We start from the raw sequence: 18,981 nt of genomic DNA, 5'->3' as shown, positions 1-18,981 counted from the left end.
TTGGACACAGACCGATTGGAACTACGCGCATGACCGAGATCGAATGGTGGGAATATGACGACGCAGGCGAGCTTGCCGACGCGGTCGCAGGCGACGTCCAGTTCGTCATCGAAAGCGCGCTCGACGCGCGCGGCGCCGCCGTCATCGCGCTGGCCGGCGGCAAGACGCCGTTCCCAGCCTACGAAAAGCTCAGCCAGGCGAAACTGGACTGGAAGCGCGTTACGATCCTGCCGACCGACGATCGGTTGGTGCCGATGGGCGATGCGCTCAGCAACATCACCGCGATCGGCAAATTGTTCGTGCCCAGGGGCGCACGGGTTTTTCCGATCACGAGCGACAAGGCGGCGGACTACAAGGCAGCGGGACGTGCTGCCGACGCCAGGCTGCAGGACCTGCACTGGCCACTCGACCTCTGCCTGCTCGGCGTCGGCGGGGACGGGCATACCGCTTCGATTTTTCCGGGCCCCGATTTCGACGAGGCGTTGAATGGGCCCAAGGAGCGCCGCGCGGTCGGCGTGATGCCCGATCCGCTTCCGCCCGAAGCGCCGGTCCCCCGCATCAGCCTGTCGCGCTCCGCGATCGTGTCGGCCAAGGCGCTGATGATCGCCGTCACCGGCCAGGCGAAGCGTGACGTCATCGAAACCGCGATCGCCGAAGGCGCCGGATCGCCCTATCCGATCGGCCGCGTGCTCGCCGACGCCGAACTGCCCGTCGATATTCACTGGAGCGCATGATGTCGATCCACGCCGAGCTTGCCGCTGTCACCGATCGCATCATCGCCGCATCGCGCGATACGCGAAGCGCCTATCTCGCGCTGATCGAGCGGGAGGCGGCATCGGGGAACGACCGGCCAAAGCTCGGCTGCGCCAACCTGGCGCACGCCTATGCCGGGACCGACGAGCAGCGCGACCGGCTTCGCGAAGGGCGGTCGATGAACATCGGCATCGTCACCGCGTACAACGACATGCTGTCGGCGCACGCGACCTATTACCGATACCCCGAACAGATGAAGGTCTGGGCTATCGAAGCGGGTGCGACCGCTCAGGTCGCGGGCGGCGTGCCGGCGATGTGCGATGGCGTGACGCAGGGCTATGAAGGGATGGAGCTGTCGCTGTTCAGCCGCGACACCATCGCGCTGGCGACCGCGGTGGCGCTGTCGCACCGTACGTTCGAGGGCGCGGCCCTGCTCGGCATCTGCGACAAGATCGTCCCCGGCCTGTTGATCGGTGCCCTGCGCTTCGGGCATCTGCCGATGGTGCTGATCCCGGGCGGGCCGATGCGCTCGGGCCTCGCCAACAAGGATAAGGCCGCGGTCCGCGAAGCCTATGCCGAGGGCAAGGTCGGGCGCGAGGAGCTGCTCGACGCGGAGATCGCCGCCTATCACTCGAAAGGCACCTGCACCTTCTACGGCACCGCCAATTCCAATCAGATGATGATGGAGGCGATGGGCCTCCACGTCCCCGGCGCCGCCTTCGCCAACCCCGGCACCAAGCTGCGCCAGGAACTGACGCGCAAGGCGGTGCACCAGCTCGCCGCAATCGGATGGAACGGCAACGACTATCGCCCGATCGGGCATTGCGTCGATGAAAAGGCGATCGTCAACGCGGCGGTCGTGCTGCTCGCTACCGGTGGATCGACCAACCATCTGATCCACCTGCCTGCGATCGCGCGCGCTGCCGGGATCGTCATCGACTGGGAGGATTTCGACCGGCTGTCGAAAGTCGTCCCGCTGCTGACGCGGGTCTATCCCAACGGTTCGGCCGACGTGAACGCGTTCGAGGATGCGGGTGGCCCGCCATTCGTGATCCGCGAGCTGCTCAAGGGCGGGCTGCTCCATCCCGATATCCTCTCGATCGCCGAGGGCGGGTTCGAGCAATATGCCAGAAAGCCCGACATCGAAGGCGACGCGCTGGTATGGCGTGACCTGCCCGACGTGAGCAGCGATCCGTCGGTGGTCGCGACGCTCGACGCGCCGTTCGCCGAGGAAGGCGGCTTCCGCATCCTCGCCGGCAATATCGGCCGCGCCTGCATCAAGGTGTCGGCAGTCGATCGCGACCGCTGGATCATCGAGGCGCCGGCGCGCGTGTTCACGACCCAGGCGGCCGTGCAGGACGCGTTCAAGGCTGGCGAACTCGACCGCGATGTCGTGGTGGTCGTGCGCTTCCAGGGCCCCAAGGCCAACGGCATGCCCGAGCTGCACAAGCTCACCCCGCCGCTCGGCGTCCTCCAAAATCGCGGTTTCCGCGTCGCGCTGGTCACCGACGGCCGCATGTCGGGCGCCAGCGGCAAGGTGCCGTGCGCGATCCACATCTCGCCAGAGGCGCTGGGCGGCGGTGCGATCGGCAAGATCCGCGACGGTGATATAGTCCGGCTCGACGCCGAGGCCGGCGTGCTGGAAGCGCTGATCGATCCAGCGGAATGGGATGCGCGCCCGCTGGCGGACTCCCCGCCCGCCGCGGATGGTACCGGCCGCGAGCTGTTCGCGATGATGCGGTTGGGTGCGGACGAGGCCGAGAAAGGCGCGTCGGCGGTATTGGCTGCGGCGGGGCTTTAGATTCAGTACCCCGCTTAGACCGGATTAGGCAGCAGGGTCCGGCCGGTCGGCTTGAATCATCATCGTGCTCCGGCGAAGGCCGGAGCGCAGGCGGGCGTCGTGCTTCGTCAGCCGCGGCTCGGGCCTTCGCCGGAGCACGGGCAATCGAACCGCGCCAACAAGCCTGCCTAACCCGCCAGAATGGCCTTTACCGCAGCGATCGCCTCGCTTGCCTTCGCTCCATCCGGGCCGCCGCCCTGCGCCATGTCGGGCCGGCCCCCGCCGCCCTGCCCGCCCAGCGCCACAACCGCCGCCTTGACCAGATCGACCGCGCTCAACCGCCCGAGCAAATCCTCGCTCACTCCCGCCGCGACCGACGCGCGCCCTTCGTTCACGGCGACCAGCACGACGACGCCTGACCCGATCCTGGCCCGCGCCTCATCTACGGCGCCGCGCAGCGCCTTGGGGTCGAGGCCATCGAGCACTTGTCCCATGAAGTTCACCCCGCCGACCTGTTCCGGCCCGGCAGGCGCCGCGCCAGCGCCGCCGCCAAGCGCCAGCGCCTTCTTCGCTTCCGCGAGTTCGCGTTCGAGCCGCTTGCGCTCCTCGACCAGCGCCGCGACCCGCGCGGGCACCTCGTCCGGCGACGTCTTGAGCGCCGCCGCGGCTTCGCGCAGCTTTTCGTCGCGCCCCGCCAGCCACGCGCGCGCCGCCTCGCCGGTAAGCGCCTCGACACGGCGGACGCCCGACGATACCGCGCTTTCGCCGATCACCTTGAACAGCCCGATATCGCCCAGCGCGCGGACATGCGTGCCGCCGCACAGCTCGAGCGAATAGGCCTTGCCGCCTTCGACGCTACCCATCGATACGACGCGGACCTCGTCGCCATATTTCTCGCCGAACAGCGCCATCGCGCCTTCGGCCACCGCATCCTCGGGGGTCATCACCCGCGTCGCCACTTCGCTGTTGCCGCGGATCTCGCGGTTCACATCGGCCTCGACCAGCGCCATCGCGCTGCCGTCGATCGCGGTGGGCTGCGAGAAGTCGAAGCGCAGACGATCGGGCGCGACCAGGCTGCCCTTTTGCGCGACATGCAGCCCCAGCCGCTGACGCAAGGCCTCGTGCAGCAGATGCGTCGCCGAATGGTTGGCGCGGATCGCGCCGCGCCGGGCATGGTCAACGGTCAGGTGGACGCTGTCGCCGACCGCGACTTCGCCCGCCTCGATCATCAACCGGTGCGCGAAGATGCGCCCCAGATGCTTGGCGGTGTCGGTAATCCTGCCGGACAGCCCGCGGTCGCCGGTCAGCGTCCCGGCATCGCCGACCTGTCCGCCGCTTTCTCCGTAAAAGGGCGTCTGGTTGACGATCAGGTCGACCGTCTCGCCCGCCCCGGCGCGCTCGATGCGTGCACCGTCCTTGACCAGCGCGACGACTTGTCCCTCGCCTTCCTCGGCGGAATAGCCGATGAACTCGGTGGTCCCGACTTCCTCGGCAAGATCGAACCACAGTTCGTCCGACGCGGCCTCGCCAGACCCTTTCCAAGCCGCCCGCGCCGCGCGCTTCTGTTCGGCCATCGCCGCGTCGAAGCCGGGACGGTCGACCGACAGCCCCTGCCCGCGCAGCGCATCTTCGGTCAGGTCATAGGGAAAACCATAGGTATCATAGAGCTTGAACGCGGTTTCACCCGCCAGCGTCTCGCCCTCGCCCATGTCCGCGGTCGCTTCGTCCAGCAGCCGGAGCCCGTTGGCCAGCGTCCGCCGGAAGCGCGTTTCCTCCTGCAGCAACGTCGTCTCGATCAGCGGCTGCGCGCGGACCAGTTCGGGGAACGCCGCACCCATTTCGGCGACCAGCGACGGCACCATGCGATGCATCAGCGGATCCTTTGCCCCCAGCAGATGCGCGTGCCGCATCGCCCGGCGCATGATCCGCCGCAGCACATAGCCGCGCCCCTCGTTGGCGGGCAGCACGCCATCGGCGACTAGGAACCCCGACGCGCGCAGATGGTCGGCGATGACGCGGTGGCTCGCCTGGGTGTCGCCAGTCGCTGCCGTCCCGGTCAGCGCCGAGCTCTCGGCAATCAGCGCCTTGAACGTGTCGGTGTCGTAATTGTCGTGGACGCCTTGAAGCACCGCCGCGACGCGCTCCAACCCCATGCCGGTGTCGATCGACGGCTTGGGCAGGTCGCCGACGATTTCGTCGCTGGCCTGCATATGTTGCATGAAGACGAGGTTCCAGATCTCGACGAAGCGGTCGCCATCCTCTTCCGGCGACCCCGGCGGGCCGCCCCAGATATGGTCGCCGTGATCATAGAAGACTTCCGAGCATGGTCCGCACGGGCCGTCCGCGCCCATTGCCCAGAAATTGTCCTTGGTGGCGATGCGGATGATGCGGTCTTCGGGCAGACCCGCGATCTTCTTCCACAGGTCGAACGCCTGGTCGTCGGTGTGATAGACCGTCGCGGTCAGCCGGTTGGGATCGAGCCCCCATTCGCGGGTCAGCAGCGTCCAGGCGTGGTGGATCGCCTGTTCCTTGAAATACTCGCCAAAGCTGAAATTGCCGAGCATCTCGAAAAAGGTGTGATGCCGCGCGGTATAGCCGACATTGTCGAGGTCGTTGTGCTTGCCGCCGGCGCGCACGCATTTCTGGCTCGACACCGCGGTCTTGTACGGCCGCGTCTCCAGCCCGGTGAAGACGTTCTTGAACGGCACCATCCCGGCATTGACGAACATCAGCGTCGGGTCGTTCTGCGGCACCAGCGGCGCCGACGGCACGCGCGCGTGCCCTTCCCCGGCAAAATAGTCGAGGAACGAGCGGCGGATGTCGTTGGTCGATGTCATCGCGCGGGCTTAGGCGAGGTATCGGGCGCGCTCAAGCCTGCGCGGCCCCCGACGGAACGCCGGCCGCTTTGGCCCGGGCCCGCCATGCGTGCAGCAACGGTTCGGTATAGCCATTCGGTTGTTCTGCGCCTTCGAACACCAGCGCCCGCGCCGCCTGAAATGCCAGGCTGGCGGTTTCGTTTCCGGCCATCGGCCGATAGGCCGGGTCGGCGGCATTCTGCGCATCGACCCGGGCCGCCATGCGCACCAGCGCGGCATCGACCTGTTCGGCACTCGCGATGCCGTGCAGCATCCAGTTGGCGAGCGCCTGGCTGGAAATACGCAGCGTCGCGCGGTCTTCCATCAGGCCGATGTCGTTGATGTCGGGAACCTTGGAGCATCCGACACCCTGGTCGATCCAGCGCACGACATAGCCCAATATCCCTTGCGCATTATTGTCGAGCTCGCGCGCGATCTCGTCCGGCGTCCAGTTGCGCGCGGTCGCGAGCGGAATGGTCAGCAGGGCGTCGAGGCTGGGAACAGCGTCGCGGATACGTTCGCGCTGCCGCTCCGCGACATCGACGGCATGATAGTGCAGCGCGTGCAGCGTCGCTGCGGTCGGCGACGGCACCCAGGCCGTGTTGGCGCCGGTGCGGGGATGCGCGAGCTTCTGGTCGAGCATGTCGGCCATGCGATCGGGCGCCGCCCACATGCCCTTGCCGATCTGCGCCCTGCCCGCGAAGCCGTGCTGGAGCCCGATCAGGACGTTGCGGTCCTCATATGCCGTCAGCCACGATGCCGTCTTCATCTCGCCCTTGGGGATCATCGCCCCGGCGTGCATCGACGTATGGATCTCGTCGCCGGTGCGATCGAGAAAGCCGGTATTGATGAAAACGATGCGATTCCTGACCGCGTGGATGCAGGCCGACAGATTGGCCGATGTCCGCCGCTCCTCGTCCATCACCCCGACCTTGATGGTGTGACGCTCGACCCCGATCAGGTCCTCGACCGCATCGAACAGCCGGTCGGTGAACGCACACTCTTCGGGACCGTGCATCTTGGGCTTGACGATATAGACCGATCCCGTGCGGCTGTTGCGATACCGCCCCAGCCCGCGCAGGTCGTACAGCGCGATCAGGCTGGTGACGATCGCGTCCAATATGCCCTCAGGCGCTTCGTCCCCGCCGGGCAGCCGCAGCGCAGGCGTCGTCATCAGATGCCCGACATTGCGCACGAACAGCACCGCGCGGCCCGGCAGGGTCAGGCGGTGCTGCCCGCCGACATCATATTCGCGATCAGGAGCCAGCGTGCGCCGAAGCGTCCGACCGTTCTTGTCGAAGCTCTCCTCCAGATCGCCGCGCATCAGCCCCAGCCAGTTGGCATAGGCCGCGACCTTGTCGTCGGCATCGACCGCAGCGACCGAATCCTCCAGATCGACGATGGTGGTAAGTGCCGATTCGATCATCACGTCGGCAATGTTCGCCGGGTCGTGCCGGCCGACCAGGTGATCGGGATCGATCACCACTTCAATATGCAGCCCGTGATGTCGGAACAGCAGCGATCGGCCCCGCGAGCCCTGAAACTGGGCAGGGTCTTCCAGATCGACCAGCCCACCGCGAAAGTCCCGCCAGCTGCAACCTTTCAATGGCACGGCCTGGTCGAGGAATTCGCGGGCCCGGGCGATCACGAGCGCGCCGCGCGCCGCATCATAGCCGCCCGGCTGCGGCGGTCCGGCGATCGCATCGCTGCCGTAGAGCGCGTCATACAGGCTGCCCCAGCGCGCATTGGCGGCGTTGAGCACGAACCGCGCGTTGAGTGCGGGCACCACGAGCTGCGGCCCCGCCAGCGATGCGATCTCGGAATCGACATTGGTCGTCCCGATGGTGAAGGCGTCGGGCTCCGCGACCAGATAGCCGATTTCGCGCAGGAACGACTGATAGGCTTCGGTATCGATCGGCGCGCCCGCATGCGCGCGATGCCAGTCGTCGATCTGCCCCTGCAACTGATCGCGCACGGCCAGCAGCCGGACGTTCTGCGGGGCGAGCTCCGCGAAGATCGCGGCGGTACCTGCCCAAAACCGGTCGATGTCGAAATCCAACCCCGGCAGCACGTGCCGTTCGATGAACGCGACAAGCGGCTGCGCCACCGAAAGACCGGCGCGATCGAGCATGGTGGACATGGCGTGCCTCCTCGAAGAGTTCGACGTCGCCTGGGGAGGCCCGCGCACTGCCTAGCCGCGTCGGCGCATCGCGATCAAGCATTGCTTGGTACGGCAGGGAACCGAGGCGATGGCCAGACGTAGTGCGAACGATGCAAAACTCACGCAAAAGCGCCACTTAATCTATGTTTCACTGGGTACATGAGGCGCAGGACGAGCTCCAGCGCCAGATGTTCGCGCATGTCGAACAACCGAATTTCCCTTGTGTCGGCGCGAAGGCTGCACTGGCCAAGGGAACGCTCGACGTCTTGGCATGCAACGCTATCGACAGTGCGTGGGACGATCTGCGCATCCACGACGGCCTGATCCGGTTCGCCGCCGACTATCGTGCAGAGCCGGGGCTGTTCCGCAGCTTCGCCGTGATCTTCGAGGGACCGGACGATCTCGGCGAGGCGGACTTCGAGGCTGCGCTATGGAAGCGCGTCCAGTCGCTGTCGGACAAGGACGTCTGGCGCGGCCAGGAGTATGACACGCGCGTCAGCGCCGACCCCGACAACCCGCATTTCTCTTTGAGCTTCGGCGGCGAGGCGTTCTTCATCGTCGGGCTGCATCCCCATGCCAGCCGCCCGGCCCGGCGGTTCGCGCGTCCGACGATGGTGTTCAATCTGCACGATCAGTTCGAAACGCTGCGCGCTCAGGGCAGATATGAGGGCATGCGCGAGAAAATCCTCGTCCGCGACGAAGCGCTGGCCGGATCGCGCAATCCGATGCTGTCGCGGCACGGCGATACCAGCGAGGCACGCCAGTATAGCGGCCGCATGGTCGGCGCCGACTGGGCATGTCCTTTTCGCTATTCTGGAGACGCGGCATCACCGAGCAAATAATCCCCGAGCGCAGCGGCACTGCTTTTCGCCTGAGCAAGGGCGAGACGCTGGTCGTCATCGACCCGCGCGGGGAACAGGTCGCCGACCTGCTCGCATTCGACGCCGGCGATATCCGCGAGGTGATCTCGTCGGGCCGGACGTTCGATTATGCCGAGACGATCTACCTGACCAAAGGGCACAAGCTCTATTCGAACCGCTCAAACGTCCTGCTCGAGATCGTCGAGGATAGCGTCGGGCGGCATGATTTCCTGCTGACGCCGTGCTCGGTCGACACGTTCGACCATTTCTACCCGGCGCTGGACCGGCATCGCGGATGTTTCGGTAATCTCGCGGCTGCGCTGGAGTCGTACGGCGTCACGCCGGACATGATCCCGACCGCGTTCAACTGCTTCATGAACGTGCCGGTCGATGGCGATACCGGCAAGCTGCGCGTATTGCCGCCGATCAGCAAGGCGGGCGATCACATCAGCTTTCGCGCGCACCGCGACCTGATCATCGGACTCACGGCCTGCTCGGCGCCCGACTCCAATGGCGGCAGTTTCAAGCCGATCGCATACCGGATCGAGCGCTAACCCTTCATCTGGCGCGCGATCGACTTGCGGGTCGCCGCGCCATAGGGCGGCTTGAGCCCGGCGAGCCTGGCGACATCGATCCGGGGCTGCTTGTAGACGCTCTTGGCGTGGCTGAAGGTGCGAAAGCCGACTTCGCCATGATAGGCGCCCATCCCTGACGGACCGATGCCGCCGAACGGCAACTCTTCCTGGCTGACGTGGAACACGACGTCGTCGAGCGTCACCCCGCCCGTGATCGTGCGATCGAGAACATGGCGGCGTTCGGCCGCGTCGCTCCCGAAATGATACAGCGCCAGCGGGCGATCGCGGCGGTTCACCTCGGCGATCGCATCGTCGATCGTGTCGTAGCGGCGCACCGGCAGGATCGGCCCGAAGATCTCCTCCTGCATCACCGTCATCGCATTGGTCGTATTGCGGATGATGTGCAGCGGCATCTTGCGCCCGTTCGACCCTGCGAAATCCTCGTCGGCGGGATTGACCACGATCACCTCGGCACCCTTGGCGCGCGCATCGTCGATCCAGTCGGTCAGCCGCTGATGGTGGCGGTCGTTGATGATCGCGGTATAGTCGGGATTGGCGATCAGACTGGGATAGAGCGTCGATGCCGCCGCCTTGAGGCCCTCGATCGCGGCGCCCTCCTGATCCGCTGCCACCAGCAGATAATCGGGGGCGAGGCAAATCTGTCCGGCGTTCATCATCTTGCCGATCACCACGCGCTCGGTCGCTTGGCGCATGTCCGCCGACCTGCCGACGATCACCGGCGACTTGCCGCCGAGTTCGAGCGTCACCGGCACGAGATTGTCCGCCGCGGCGTGCAGGATGTGCCGGGCAATCCCGGTTGCGCCGGTAAACAGCAGATGGTCGAACGGCAGCTCGGCGAACGCCTTGCCCACCTCGGGTCCACCGGTAATGAACGCAATTTCTTCGGAATCGAAATATCTTGCGCCCAGTTCCTCGAACAAGGCGGCAACGCGCGGCGTATATTCGCTGGTCTTGATCATCGCGCGGTTGCCTGCCGCAAGCACGCCCGCAAGCGGGCTCATCACCAGGTTGACCGGAAAATTCCACGGCGCGATCACGCCGATCACGCCCTTGGGCTGATATTCGATCCAGCCGCGTCCGCCCAGCAGTCCAAGTGGGAACAGCACCGGCTTCTTCTCCGGCTTCGCCCAGCGATCGAGATGCTTGAGCGCGTGATGCAGTGGCGCCACCGAAGCAGCGATGTCGGTCAGCATCGACTGCTCGTGGCTGCGATGCCCGAAATCGTCGGTGAGGGCTGCACAGAACCGGCCTGAGTTGTCGGCGATCATCTCGATCGCCCGCCGCAACCGATCGCGCCGCGTGGCGAGCGACACCGGCAATTCGGCCATGAACGCGCTTCGTTGCCGATCGAGTATGTCACGCATCGCGCTCTCCTATGCTGTCACGCAACCATAGCGAGCATGCACCAGATCGGAAATGCCGCCGCCGCCAGCAACGTCCCCAGCGGCAGCCGATCGCCCCCGCCGAGCCGATTGCCGCGAAGCCGCAGCACCAGAACGACGCCGAGCCCGATGACGCACGCCGCCAGCAGCGTCAGCGGAAGCGCGCGCCACCCCAACCACAGCCCGATCGCGCCGAACAATTTTGGGTCGCCGCCGCCAAGCCCGCTCCGCCCGCGCAGGCGCCGGTACAGCGTCGCCACCAGCCACAATGCCGCGAACCCCGCCACCCCGCCGATCAGGCGATCCGTCATGCCCGGAGCCAGCCCGGCAAGCCCGCTCGCCAGCCCGCCGATCGCCAGCGCCGCGACCAGGCGATTGGGCAACCAGAATGCCAGCGCGTCGATCGCCGCCAGTGCCAGCAGCATCCAGCCGAACACCGCCCCGGCGACGCCTTCCCAGCCCGGCGCGGTCACTCCCGCAACGACGCCGATGCAGCAACCCAGCGCCTCGATCACGGGGTGAACGCGCGCGATCGACGCCCGGCAATACCGGCAGCGTCCACGCCGCAGCGCAAAGCCGAGCAACGGCACCAGATCGGCGGCGCGCAGCTCGGCACCGCACGCGTCGCATTCCGATCGCCCGCGCAGCGCCGAGCGCCCGTCGTTCCAGCGGATCGCCAGCACCGCGATGAAGCTGCCGAACACCAGCCCCAACACGCCGAGCAGCGACGGCCATAGCCAGAAGTCAGTCACCGGCGGCGCCCGGGCGGTCAGCGAACCCATGCACGTTGAAGATCGGCGTCATGGCGAGTCCTTGCCCGCCAACCCGATCGTTGTGCAACCGCCAAGCAGCGCTCCCGGGCGTTCGGGTTGGCAAGCGTGCCCGGTCAGGTCCATAGCGTGGCGATGAGCGAGGCCGCCTTATCGACGATCGTCCTTGCCATCACCCTGATCCTGTTCGTGTCGGAAAAGGTGCGGCACGACCTGGTCGCGCTGATCGCGCTGTTCGCCTGCCTGGTGCTGGGACTGGTGCGCCCGGCCCAGGCGTTTGTCGGCTTCGCCGATCCCGCGGTGCTGACCGTGGCGGCGGTGCTGGTGGTGGGCCGCGCGGTCGAGCTGTCGGGCGTCGCATCGACGATTGCACGGGTGGCGATACCCGAAAGCGCCGGGTTTACCGTCCGTTTGTCGCTGTTGCTGGTGGTCGGGGCATTGCTGTCGGCGTTCATGAACAACATCGCCGCACTGGTCATCACCATGCCGATCGCAACCGACATCGCGCGCAAGGCCAAGCTGCCGCCGGCCGCGACGCTGATGCCGATCGCCTTCGCCACCATCCTTGGCGGCATGACGACCCTGATCGGCACGCCAGCGAATCTGATCCTGTCATCGGTACGCGAGGCGGAACTGGGCGAACCATTCGGTTTCTTCACGATGAGCCCGGTCGGGATGACCGTCACTGCGATCGGACTCGTTTATCTCGCAGTGATCGGCTGGCGATTGCTGCCGATGCGCGGCGGAAATGACCGTGAAGCGCGCCCGCCCTGGCGGATTTTCGAGCTCGAGGTCCCATCGACCGACGCAACGCTTGCGCTGGCCGAACTGCTGCCGCGATTGCGCGGCGCATCGGCCAGGCTGCTGGCGGTTTTCCGTTCCGGGTTCAGGGTGGCACGCGATGCAGGCACGCAATTCCAGCCTGGGGACCGGCTGCTCCTGGTTTCGCGCGAATCGCAGCCCGTCGTTGCCGAGAAGGCAGATCTGCTGACGCTTCACGACGACAGTTTCGACCGGCCCGGCGACGTAACGGCGAGAGTCGCGGTGGCACATGGATCGCCGCTGGTCGGGCACGGCCACGAAGAGGTGCGCATGCGCAGCGACGGATCGCTGCGGGTGGTCGCGGTAGGGCCGCGTGCGGCCCGCGAGCGCACGCCGCTGTCGGTGATGCGGATCGCTCCGGGGGACCAGCTGTTCATTCGCGGCGAGCATGACGCCATCGCTGATTTCGTGCCGCGGGCGCGGTTGCTCGAGATCGACCGGCTCGATCTACCGGTGGTGGCGCCGTCGCGCGCCGCCCTCACGCTTGCGATCTTCGGCATCGCCATCACGCTGATCGTCACCGACATCGCGCCCCCCGCGATAGCGTTCCTGGGCGCCGCAGTGGTTCTTGCGGCAACCCGGCTGATCCCGGCGGAGGAAACCTATCGTTCGATCGACTGGAGCGTAATCGTCCTGCTGGGGGCGATGGTGCCGGTCGGGCAGAGCTTCGACACGAGTGGCGCCGCCAGCATTGCCGCACTGACGATCAGCGAATGGCTGACCGGCCTGCCGCTGTTCGTGATGCTCGCGCTGCTGGTCACCGCAACGATGCTGCTGTCGATCTTTCTAAACAACATCGCCACCGCGATCATCATGGGACCCCTGGCGATCGAAGCGGCCACGTTGCTCGGCATCAGTCCCGACGCGGCGCTGCTGGCGGTGCTGATCGGCGCGTCGTCGGACTTTCTGACCCCGATCGGGCACCAGAACAACCTGCTGGTGATGGGTCCGGGCGGCTATCGCTTCACCGACTATGCCCGGATGGGTGCGGTGCTGGTGGTGCTGGTGGTGCTGAGTTCAGCGGCCGTACTGTCAGTCAGCTTTGCCTGACCGGCGCGCTTCAGAATTCCTCGCCGGGGGCGACGCCCCACAGCCGCGACTGCTGGATATAGCCGGCACGTCCGCGCACGTCGAACCAGCACCAGCCGCCGGTACAGTCGCGGATGCGCCCGACCACGCCGGGCTCCGACCGCCACGCCACCGCTGCGCCCGCCCGCGGTGCTGCCAACAGTTCGGCAATGCCGCCGGTGACGATCGCGGTGCGGGTATCACTGAGCAGGCCGACCTGCATCCACCCCTGGACGCCGCCGGGATCCTCGACCTTGCGCCAGTCGGCATAGATATCGACCACCTTGATCGGCAAGTCGGCGCGGACATAGAGCCAGCTGACCGGATAATTCTTGCCGGGACCGGTGCGCATGCGCGCCTCTCCGGCGGCGATCGAGGCGAAATACGGCGTCTCGCGTTTCTGCGCCTCGGCGGCGGTCGCGAGCGCGCATGCACCCAGCATCGTCCAGCCCAGCCACCGCATCGATTTTCCCCCTTCGTCTCAGGCGCATCCTCTACCGCGCATCGCGCCGGGGCTTCAAGCCGTTGACTGCATCCGCGCGACGCCGCAATCGGAGGGCATGACCGACCGTGCCCGCCCGCTTCGCCCAAAGGTCGTCGTCACGCGCCGCCTTCCCGCAGCGACCGAAAATCGGATGTGCGAGCTGTTCGACGCCGAACTCAACGCCGACGACCGCGCCATGTCCGCAGCCGGGCTGGCAGCAGCGATGATGGATTGCGATGTGCTGGTCCCAAGCGTGACCGATACCATCGACGCGGCGCTGATCGAGGCCGCGGGTCAGCGGCTCGGGCTGATCGCCAATTTCGGCGCGGGCGTGAACCATATCGACCTCAAGGCCGCACGCGCCCGCGGCATTCCCGTCACCAACACCCCAGGCGTGCTGACGCAGGATACGGCGGACATGACGATGGCGCTGATCCTGAGCGTCCCGCGACGGTTGGCCGAAGGCGAGAAGCTGGTCCGGTCGGGCAAGTGGAAAGGCTGGAGCCCGGGCGGCATGCTCGGTCACCGTATCGGCGGCAAGGCGCTGGGTATCGTCGGCATGGGGCGGATCGGACAGGCAGTCGCGGCACGCGCGCGTGCGTTCGGACTGACGATCCATTATCACAACCGCCATCGCCTGCCGGCCGTGGTCGAGGCGCAGCTGGGCGCGGTGTGGCACGCCGATCTCGACGCGATGCTGGCCGCGATCGACATCCTGACGATCCACACGCCGCTCAATGCCGACAGCCGGGGTTTGATCGACGCGCGCCGCATCGCGCTGCTGCGGCCGCACGTCTACCTCATCAACGCGTCGCGCGGCGGCATCGTCGACGAGGACGCGATGCGCGACGCGCTGGAGGCCGGGCGGCTGGCCGGCGCCGGGCTCGACGTGTGGGCACACGAGCCGGCGATCGATCCGCGACTGCTGGCGCTGTCCAACGTGGTGATGACCCCGCACATGGGATCCGCGACGCTCGAAGGCCGTATCGACACCGGGGACAAGGTGATCGCCAATATCCGCGCGTGGTGCGATGGCCACCGGCCGCCCGATCAGGTGCTCGACGGCTGGGCATAGAGTGTAACGATGCGTTGCTGGCGGAACCCAGACCTCCGCTCGTGCTTTCGCCGTAGCGGAAACGGACGCTTCGGAGACTCCATATGAACAAGCTCATCCCGACCGCGATGCTCCTCGCCGCCACCACTTCGGTGTCGGCATGCGCGACGCTGCGCGGTGCCGCGATCGGCGGTGCGGGCGGCGCAGGCATTGCCGCGGCGACCGGCGGCGACGTGGAAAAGGGTGCAGCAGTCGGCGGCGTCGGCGGCGCGGTGGTCGGCACCGTCGTCGACGACTGACCGGGACCTGGGTCGGCCAAGTGCTTCGCCGCAAAGGGGTTCTGCGCACTTTAACGATGCTCGATAACGTTGCGTTAGCTATGCGCGGCTAGATCGGCTGACGAGGCGCGTTCGGCGTAGCGCTAGCGAGGTCAGCATCCACAAGAACCGCGAACCCCGCCATCCGGTACGTGTCACGGCACGGATGCGGGTAGGCAATCAGTGGCAGGACGTCGCGATCCGCAACGTCTCGTCGCGCGGGATGATGCTAGCTGCCGAAACACCGCCGTCTGCCGGCGAGTATATCGAGATCCGTAAAGCAATGCTGGTGATCGTCGCGCGGGCCGTGTGGGTGCGCGACGGTGTGTTCGGCATCCGCACGCAGGATCGCATCGATCTGGGTGAATTGCTCGAAGCTGGCAAGGCGCCGCCCCGCACCGCTGCCCCTCAGCCGAGCGAAGAGCGCCGCAGCCGCCCGCGCACGGACGAAACGGCGCAGCGCAACCGGGAGCGGGCGCGGCAATTCCAGTTCGTGCTGGCACTGGTCGCGATCGTCGGGGTCGCCGCGTTCCTCGCCTTGCAGGTCGCGCAATTGCTCGACGTGCCGTTTGCGGCGGTACGTGGCGCGCTCGGCGGCAGTTAGTTTCCCGTCAGGATGCGATCGACCAGCTGCTTGACGCTGGGGACGAACCCGTTCGAATAGAATGGATCGCGCTTGAATTCGAAGGCGCTGTGCCCGGCGAACATCAGGTTCTCGTCGACCGGTCCGCCATGCGCGATGTCCTGCAGCGTCTTTTGAATGCAGAAGCTGCGCGGGTCAGCCAGCCGCCCTGTGGAATTGGTCTCGCTGTCCATCCACGACGAAAAGGCGCAGTGGCTCAGACACCCCATGCAGTCCGCCTGATCCTTGCGGATCACCTGCTTCTCTTGGGGCGTCACGAACACCAGCGTATTATCCGGGGTCTTGAGCGCATCGGTGAAGCCGAGCCCGAACCATTCGCGCGCGCGCAGCAGGTCGCCGCGCGTCACCCAGAAATTCTTGCCCTTTACGCCGACGTCGAGCTGAAAGGTATGATCGCCCGCTTCCTGCAGTGAGAACGGGATCTGGCGCTCGGACCGCGCCTCCAGGCTGCGCAGGAACGGATTGCGCACCGCCGACGAATAAAAGCCCGTCGGCGAGAAACGATGCAGCAGGATATCGCCTTCGTCGAGGTCCATCAGCCGCGCTTTCCAATCCTGCGGGATCGGGCTTTCCTGGGTGAGCAGCGGGCGCGTGCCGAACTGGAACGCGATCTTGCCGAGGTCGGGATTGTCGATCCAGTCGGACCAGTCGCGCAGATACCACACTCCGCCCGCCATCACGATCGGAACGTCGTCGGAAATCCCGCCCGACCGCATCACATCGCGCAGAGCCTTTACCCGCGGAAACGGGTCTTCGGGCTTCTTGGGGTCCTCGGCGTTGGACAGACCGTTATGCCCGCCCGCCAGCCACGGATCCTCGTACACGACCGCCGCCAGCCATTCGGCAGCCTTGGAATAGGCACGCTTCCACAGCGCGTTGAATGCTCGGCCCGAGCTGACGATCGGCAGGTAATGGACATTGTACGACGCCGCGATCTCGCTGAGCTTGTAGGGCATGCCCGCGCCGCAGGTGACTCCCGCGACCATACCGCGAGTGCGCTCGAGCACGCCGTGCAGAATGCGCTGCGCCCCGCCCATCTCCCAAAGCACGTTGATGTTGATCGCGCCCTTGCCGCCGGCGATCTCGAACGCACGCTTGACCTGCTGGACGGCGCCTTCGATCGCATAGTCGATCAGCTCCTCGTGGCGTTCGCGCCGCGTCAGCGCGCGATACACCTGCGGGATGATCTTGCCTTCGGCATCATAGCTGTCGGCATTGACCGCGCTGACCGTACCGATGCCGCCCGCCGCCGCCCAGGCGCCCGCCGACGCGTGGTTGGTCGCGGCGACGCCCTTGCCGCCTTCGACCAGCGGCCAGACCTCGCGGCCGTTATACTCGATAGGCGACAGGCCTTTGAACACGATACCTCCGACGAAAATGATCCCGACGCTTAGCGAAAAGGCCGCGGCGAATCGAGTGAAATGCTAGGTCAGCGCGTCGGGGCGGCCCATCGCCTCTCCATAGAGGCGGGCATAGGCGGCGATCATCATGCGTTCGTCGAACCGCTCGGCCGCGCGCTCGCGGTTCTTTAGCCCGACATAGCGGCAGTGATCGGGATGCTGCGCCAGCACCTGGAGGCGGTCGCGCAGATGCACCTCGCTGCGATCGGGGCTGAGATAATGGAGATTCTCCTCGCTCAGCATCGTGGGAATATCGCCCAGGCGCGGCGCCACGACGGGCAGCCCGGCCGCCATCGCCTCGATCACCGCGATCGGCTGCTGCTCGCTTTGCGAGGTCAGTGCGAAGATGTCGAACAGGCCCATGTACGTCCACGGATCGGGCAGAAAGCCGGGCAGCAGCGTGGTGTCGTCGATCCCCATCGCCTCTGCCGCACCGAGGATCGTCTGCCGCTCCGGCCCTTCGCCGACGATCACCAGACGCACGCGCGCCGCCACGCCGCCGACCGCACGCACCAGTAACGGCAGGTCCTTGACTTCGCGCAGCCCGGCGACGGTGCCGATGACGATCTCTCCGGGCTTCCGCTTGAAACCGGGGATCGCCGCCGGGAACACCTTTTGCGCATAACGTTCGACCGCAACGCCGTTGACGATGCGGTGGACGCGGTGGTCGGGCTGTTTCCACACCTTGCGCGCGATATGGTCGAGCCGCGCCGATGGCACCACCAAGGCATGTGCGGCGGGCATCGCGAAGCGGCGATACATGTTGCGCACCGGATTGAGCCGCTGCGCCTCGTCCGAATTGAACCCGTCCTCGTGATGGACGACCGGCGGCGAGCCCTTGGGAAACACCCGCCGTGCCATGACACCGTCCACGGCGCCCCAATTATAGGTCAGCACCAGATCGAACCGCGCCATGAAGCGTGCGATCGCCTCGTAGCGCGCGACCGACGGCTTGCCGGTCAGCGGCGGCGGGTTCTGCGCAATCTTATAGGCGATGCCCTTGGCGATCGCATCGCGCGCGCCGAGCTGGTCCGGCACGCCCGACACGACGACATGGCGCGCCTTGTCGCCGAACGCGTTCATCAGCCGAACCGCGCGCGCTTCCTTGCCGCCCAGCGCGAACGACGAATGCAGGTGGAGAATGCGGATCGGCGCGGGCATCAGGCGATCCGCGCGAGCAGCCGGTCGATCGCGGCGCTCGCCTCGGGCTCGTCGAGCGTCGGCGCGTGGCCGACCCCGGCGACCGTCACCAGTTCCGCCGACGGCAGCGCCTGCGCCATACGCTGCGCGGGTTCTTCGGCGAGGATATCCGACAGCGCACCGCGTACTACCAGCACCGGCCGCTCCCCGAACGCGCGATAGGCACTCCACATGTCGGGTCCGGCCTCGTTTCCCGGAAGCCGGAACGGCTCAGCGATCTTCATGTCGTAGTCGAGCACAATACGCCCGCTCGAATTGAGGCGGTACAGCCGCTTGGCCATCGCCAGCCAATCCTCGATCCCATAGCCGGGATAGGCGTCGCCATTTGCCTCGCCCAGCGCGCGCGCGGCATGCACCCAGGTTGGGTGCCATACCGCCTTGCCAACATAGCCGCGGATACGCGTCAGCCCTGCCGGGTCGAGCTCCGGCCCGACATCGTTGAGCACGGCGCCCGCCAGCCGCTCGCGTTCGGTCCCGGCCAGCAGCATCGCGAGGATGCCGCCAAGCGACGTTCCGATCACCACGAAGCGATCGAGCGCCAGTTCCGCGATCAGCGCCTCGACATCCTGAAGATAGGTCATCGGCACATAGGTCGCCGGATCCTTGGCATAGCCGCTCTCCCCGCGGCCTCGCAGGTCGACCGCGATCACACGCCGCTCACCGCACAGCCGCTGCGCCAGCACCTCGAAATCGCGGGCGTTGCGGGTCAGGCCGGGGATGCACAGCACCGCCGGGCGATCGGCGCGTCCGGGATAGTCGCGATAATGCAGGCGCAGGCCGTCGTTCGACCACCAATATCCGTCATTGAACAGGGGCTGGTTGCGCCGGTCGGTCAT

Annotated in this window: 16 protein-coding genes; 8 read left to right on the top strand and 8 right to left on the bottom strand. The window is 66.7% G+C overall.

Annotated elements, in window-relative coordinates; genetic code table 11:
• Window positions 1-29: 29 nt before the first annotated feature.
• Window positions 30-734 (top strand): 6-phosphogluconolactonase, encoded by a 705-nt coding sequence (pgl, locus tag FHY50_RS02950; RefSeq protein WP_140046891.1) that lies wholly within the window; start codon window positions 30-32, stop codon window positions 732-734.
• On the top strand, window positions 734-2,554 hold the full coding sequence (gene edd / locus FHY50_RS02945; protein ID WP_180345130.1) for a phosphogluconate dehydratase: 1,821 nt from the start codon (window positions 734-736) through the stop codon (window positions 2,552-2,554). Before pgl ends, edd begins: the two co-directional genes overlap by 1 nt.
• 167 nt (window positions 2,555-2,721) lie before the next feature.
• Here the strand turns inward: edd and alaS are convergent, their stop codons facing one another.
• Together alaS and FHY50_RS02935 are read right to left on the bottom strand one after the other, a co-directional pair.
• A complete protein-coding gene (alaS, locus tag FHY50_RS02940; protein ID WP_140046889.1) occupies window positions 2,722-5,370 on the bottom strand; it encodes an alanine--tRNA ligase in 2,649 nt (882 codons plus the stop codon).
• Between the two features lie 31 nt (window positions 5,371-5,401).
• Complete coding sequence (locus tag FHY50_RS02935) at window positions 5,402-7,528, bottom strand: malate synthase G (RefSeq protein ID WP_140046888.1); 2,127 nt, start codon at window positions 7,526-7,528, stop codon at window positions 5,402-5,404.
• A 164-nt stretch (window positions 7,529-7,692) separates the two neighbouring features.
• Between FHY50_RS02935 and gntA the strand changes: the two genes are divergently transcribed.
• Together gntA and FHY50_RS02925 are read left to right on the top strand one after the other, a co-directional pair.
• The gene (gene gntA, locus FHY50_RS02930) at window positions 7,693-8,391 is read left to right on the top strand and encodes a guanitoxin biosynthesis heme-dependent pre-guanitoxin N-hydroxylase GntA (protein ID WP_140046887.1); all 699 of its coding nucleotides are present in this window, start codon (window positions 7,693-7,695) and stop codon (window positions 8,389-8,391) included.
• Entirely contained in the window at window positions 8,346-8,963 is a 618-nt protein-coding gene (locus FHY50_RS02925; protein WP_140046886.1) for a DUF1989 domain-containing protein, read from the top strand. Before gntA ends, FHY50_RS02925 begins: the two co-directional genes overlap by 46 nt.
• Here FHY50_RS02925 and FHY50_RS02920 read toward each other — a convergent pair.
• Together FHY50_RS02920 and FHY50_RS02915 are read right to left on the bottom strand one after the other, a co-directional pair.
• Entirely contained in the window at window positions 8,960-10,369 is a 1,410-nt protein-coding gene (locus tag FHY50_RS02920; RefSeq protein WP_140046885.1) for a coniferyl aldehyde dehydrogenase, read from the bottom strand. The two genes, FHY50_RS02925 and FHY50_RS02920, sit on opposite strands and share 4 nt — an antisense overlap.
• A gap of 17 nt (window positions 10,370-10,386) precedes the next feature.
• On the bottom strand, window positions 10,387-11,169 hold the full coding sequence (locus tag FHY50_RS02915; protein ID WP_140046884.1) for a prepilin peptidase: 783 nt from the start codon (window positions 11,167-11,169) through the stop codon (window positions 10,387-10,389).
• 123 nt (window positions 11,170-11,292) lie between these two features.
• Between FHY50_RS02915 and FHY50_RS02910 the strand changes: the two genes are divergently transcribed.
• Window positions 11,293-13,029: an SLC13 family permease gene (locus FHY50_RS02910; protein WP_140046883.1), complete on the top strand. Its 1,737-nt coding sequence runs from the start codon at window positions 11,293-11,295 to the stop codon at window positions 13,027-13,029.
• A gap of 10 nt (window positions 13,030-13,039) precedes the next feature.
• Here the strand turns inward: FHY50_RS02910 and FHY50_RS02905 are convergent, their stop codons facing one another.
• The gene (locus FHY50_RS02905; protein WP_140046882.1) at window positions 13,040-13,510 is read right to left on the bottom strand and encodes an SH3 domain-containing protein; all 471 of its coding nucleotides are present in this window, start codon (window positions 13,508-13,510) and stop codon (window positions 13,040-13,042) included.
• 97 nt (window positions 13,511-13,607) lie between these two features.
• On the opposite strand from FHY50_RS02905, the gene FHY50_RS02900 reads away from it, so the two are divergent.
• The 3 genes from FHY50_RS02900 (at window position 13,608) to FHY50_RS02890 (ending at window position 15,506) form a co-directional block, all read left to right on the top strand.
• On the top strand, window positions 13,608-14,606 hold the full coding sequence (locus FHY50_RS02900; RefSeq protein WP_140046881.1) for a 2-hydroxyacid dehydrogenase: 999 nt from the start codon (window positions 13,608-13,610) through the stop codon (window positions 14,604-14,606).
• 83 nt (window positions 14,607-14,689) lie between these two features.
• On the top strand, window positions 14,690-14,884 hold the full coding sequence (locus FHY50_RS02895; RefSeq protein WP_140046880.1) for a hypothetical protein: 195 nt from the start codon (window positions 14,690-14,692) through the stop codon (window positions 14,882-14,884).
• A 97-nt stretch (window positions 14,885-14,981) separates the two neighbouring features.
• Complete coding sequence (locus FHY50_RS02890) at window positions 14,982-15,506, top strand: PilZ domain-containing protein (protein ID WP_279588171.1); 525 nt, start codon at window positions 14,982-14,984, stop codon at window positions 15,504-15,506.
• On the opposite strand, the gene FHY50_RS02885 is transcribed toward FHY50_RS02890, so the two are convergent.
• From FHY50_RS02885 to FHY50_RS02875, 3 genes are all read right to left on the bottom strand, one after another.
• On the bottom strand, window positions 15,503-16,906 hold the full coding sequence (locus FHY50_RS02885) for an NAD(P)H-dependent flavin oxidoreductase (RefSeq protein WP_140046878.1): 1,404 nt from the start codon (window positions 16,904-16,906) through the stop codon (window positions 15,503-15,505). The genes FHY50_RS02890 and FHY50_RS02885 overlap by 4 nt on opposite strands.
• 63 nt (window positions 16,907-16,969) lie before the next feature.
• Window positions 16,970-18,106 carry a glycosyltransferase gene (locus tag FHY50_RS02880; RefSeq protein WP_140046877.1) on the bottom strand — a complete coding sequence of 379 codons (1,137 nt, stop codon included), beginning with the start codon at window positions 18,104-18,106 and terminating at the stop codon, window positions 16,970-16,972.
• Complete coding sequence (locus FHY50_RS02875) at window positions 18,106-18,981, bottom strand: alpha/beta fold hydrolase (RefSeq protein WP_140046876.1); 876 nt, start codon at window positions 18,979-18,981, stop codon at window positions 18,106-18,108. The genes FHY50_RS02880 and FHY50_RS02875 overlap by 1 nt, the downstream gene beginning before the upstream one ends.

The organism is Sphingomonas japonica (assembly GCF_006346325.1).
Lineage (GTDB): Bacteria > Pseudomonadota > Alphaproteobacteria > Sphingomonadales > Sphingomonadaceae > Sphingomonas > Sphingomonas japonica.
The sequence above is the reverse complement of the archived record's forward strand: the minus strand, read 5'-3'. Positions and strand labels throughout refer to the sequence as shown.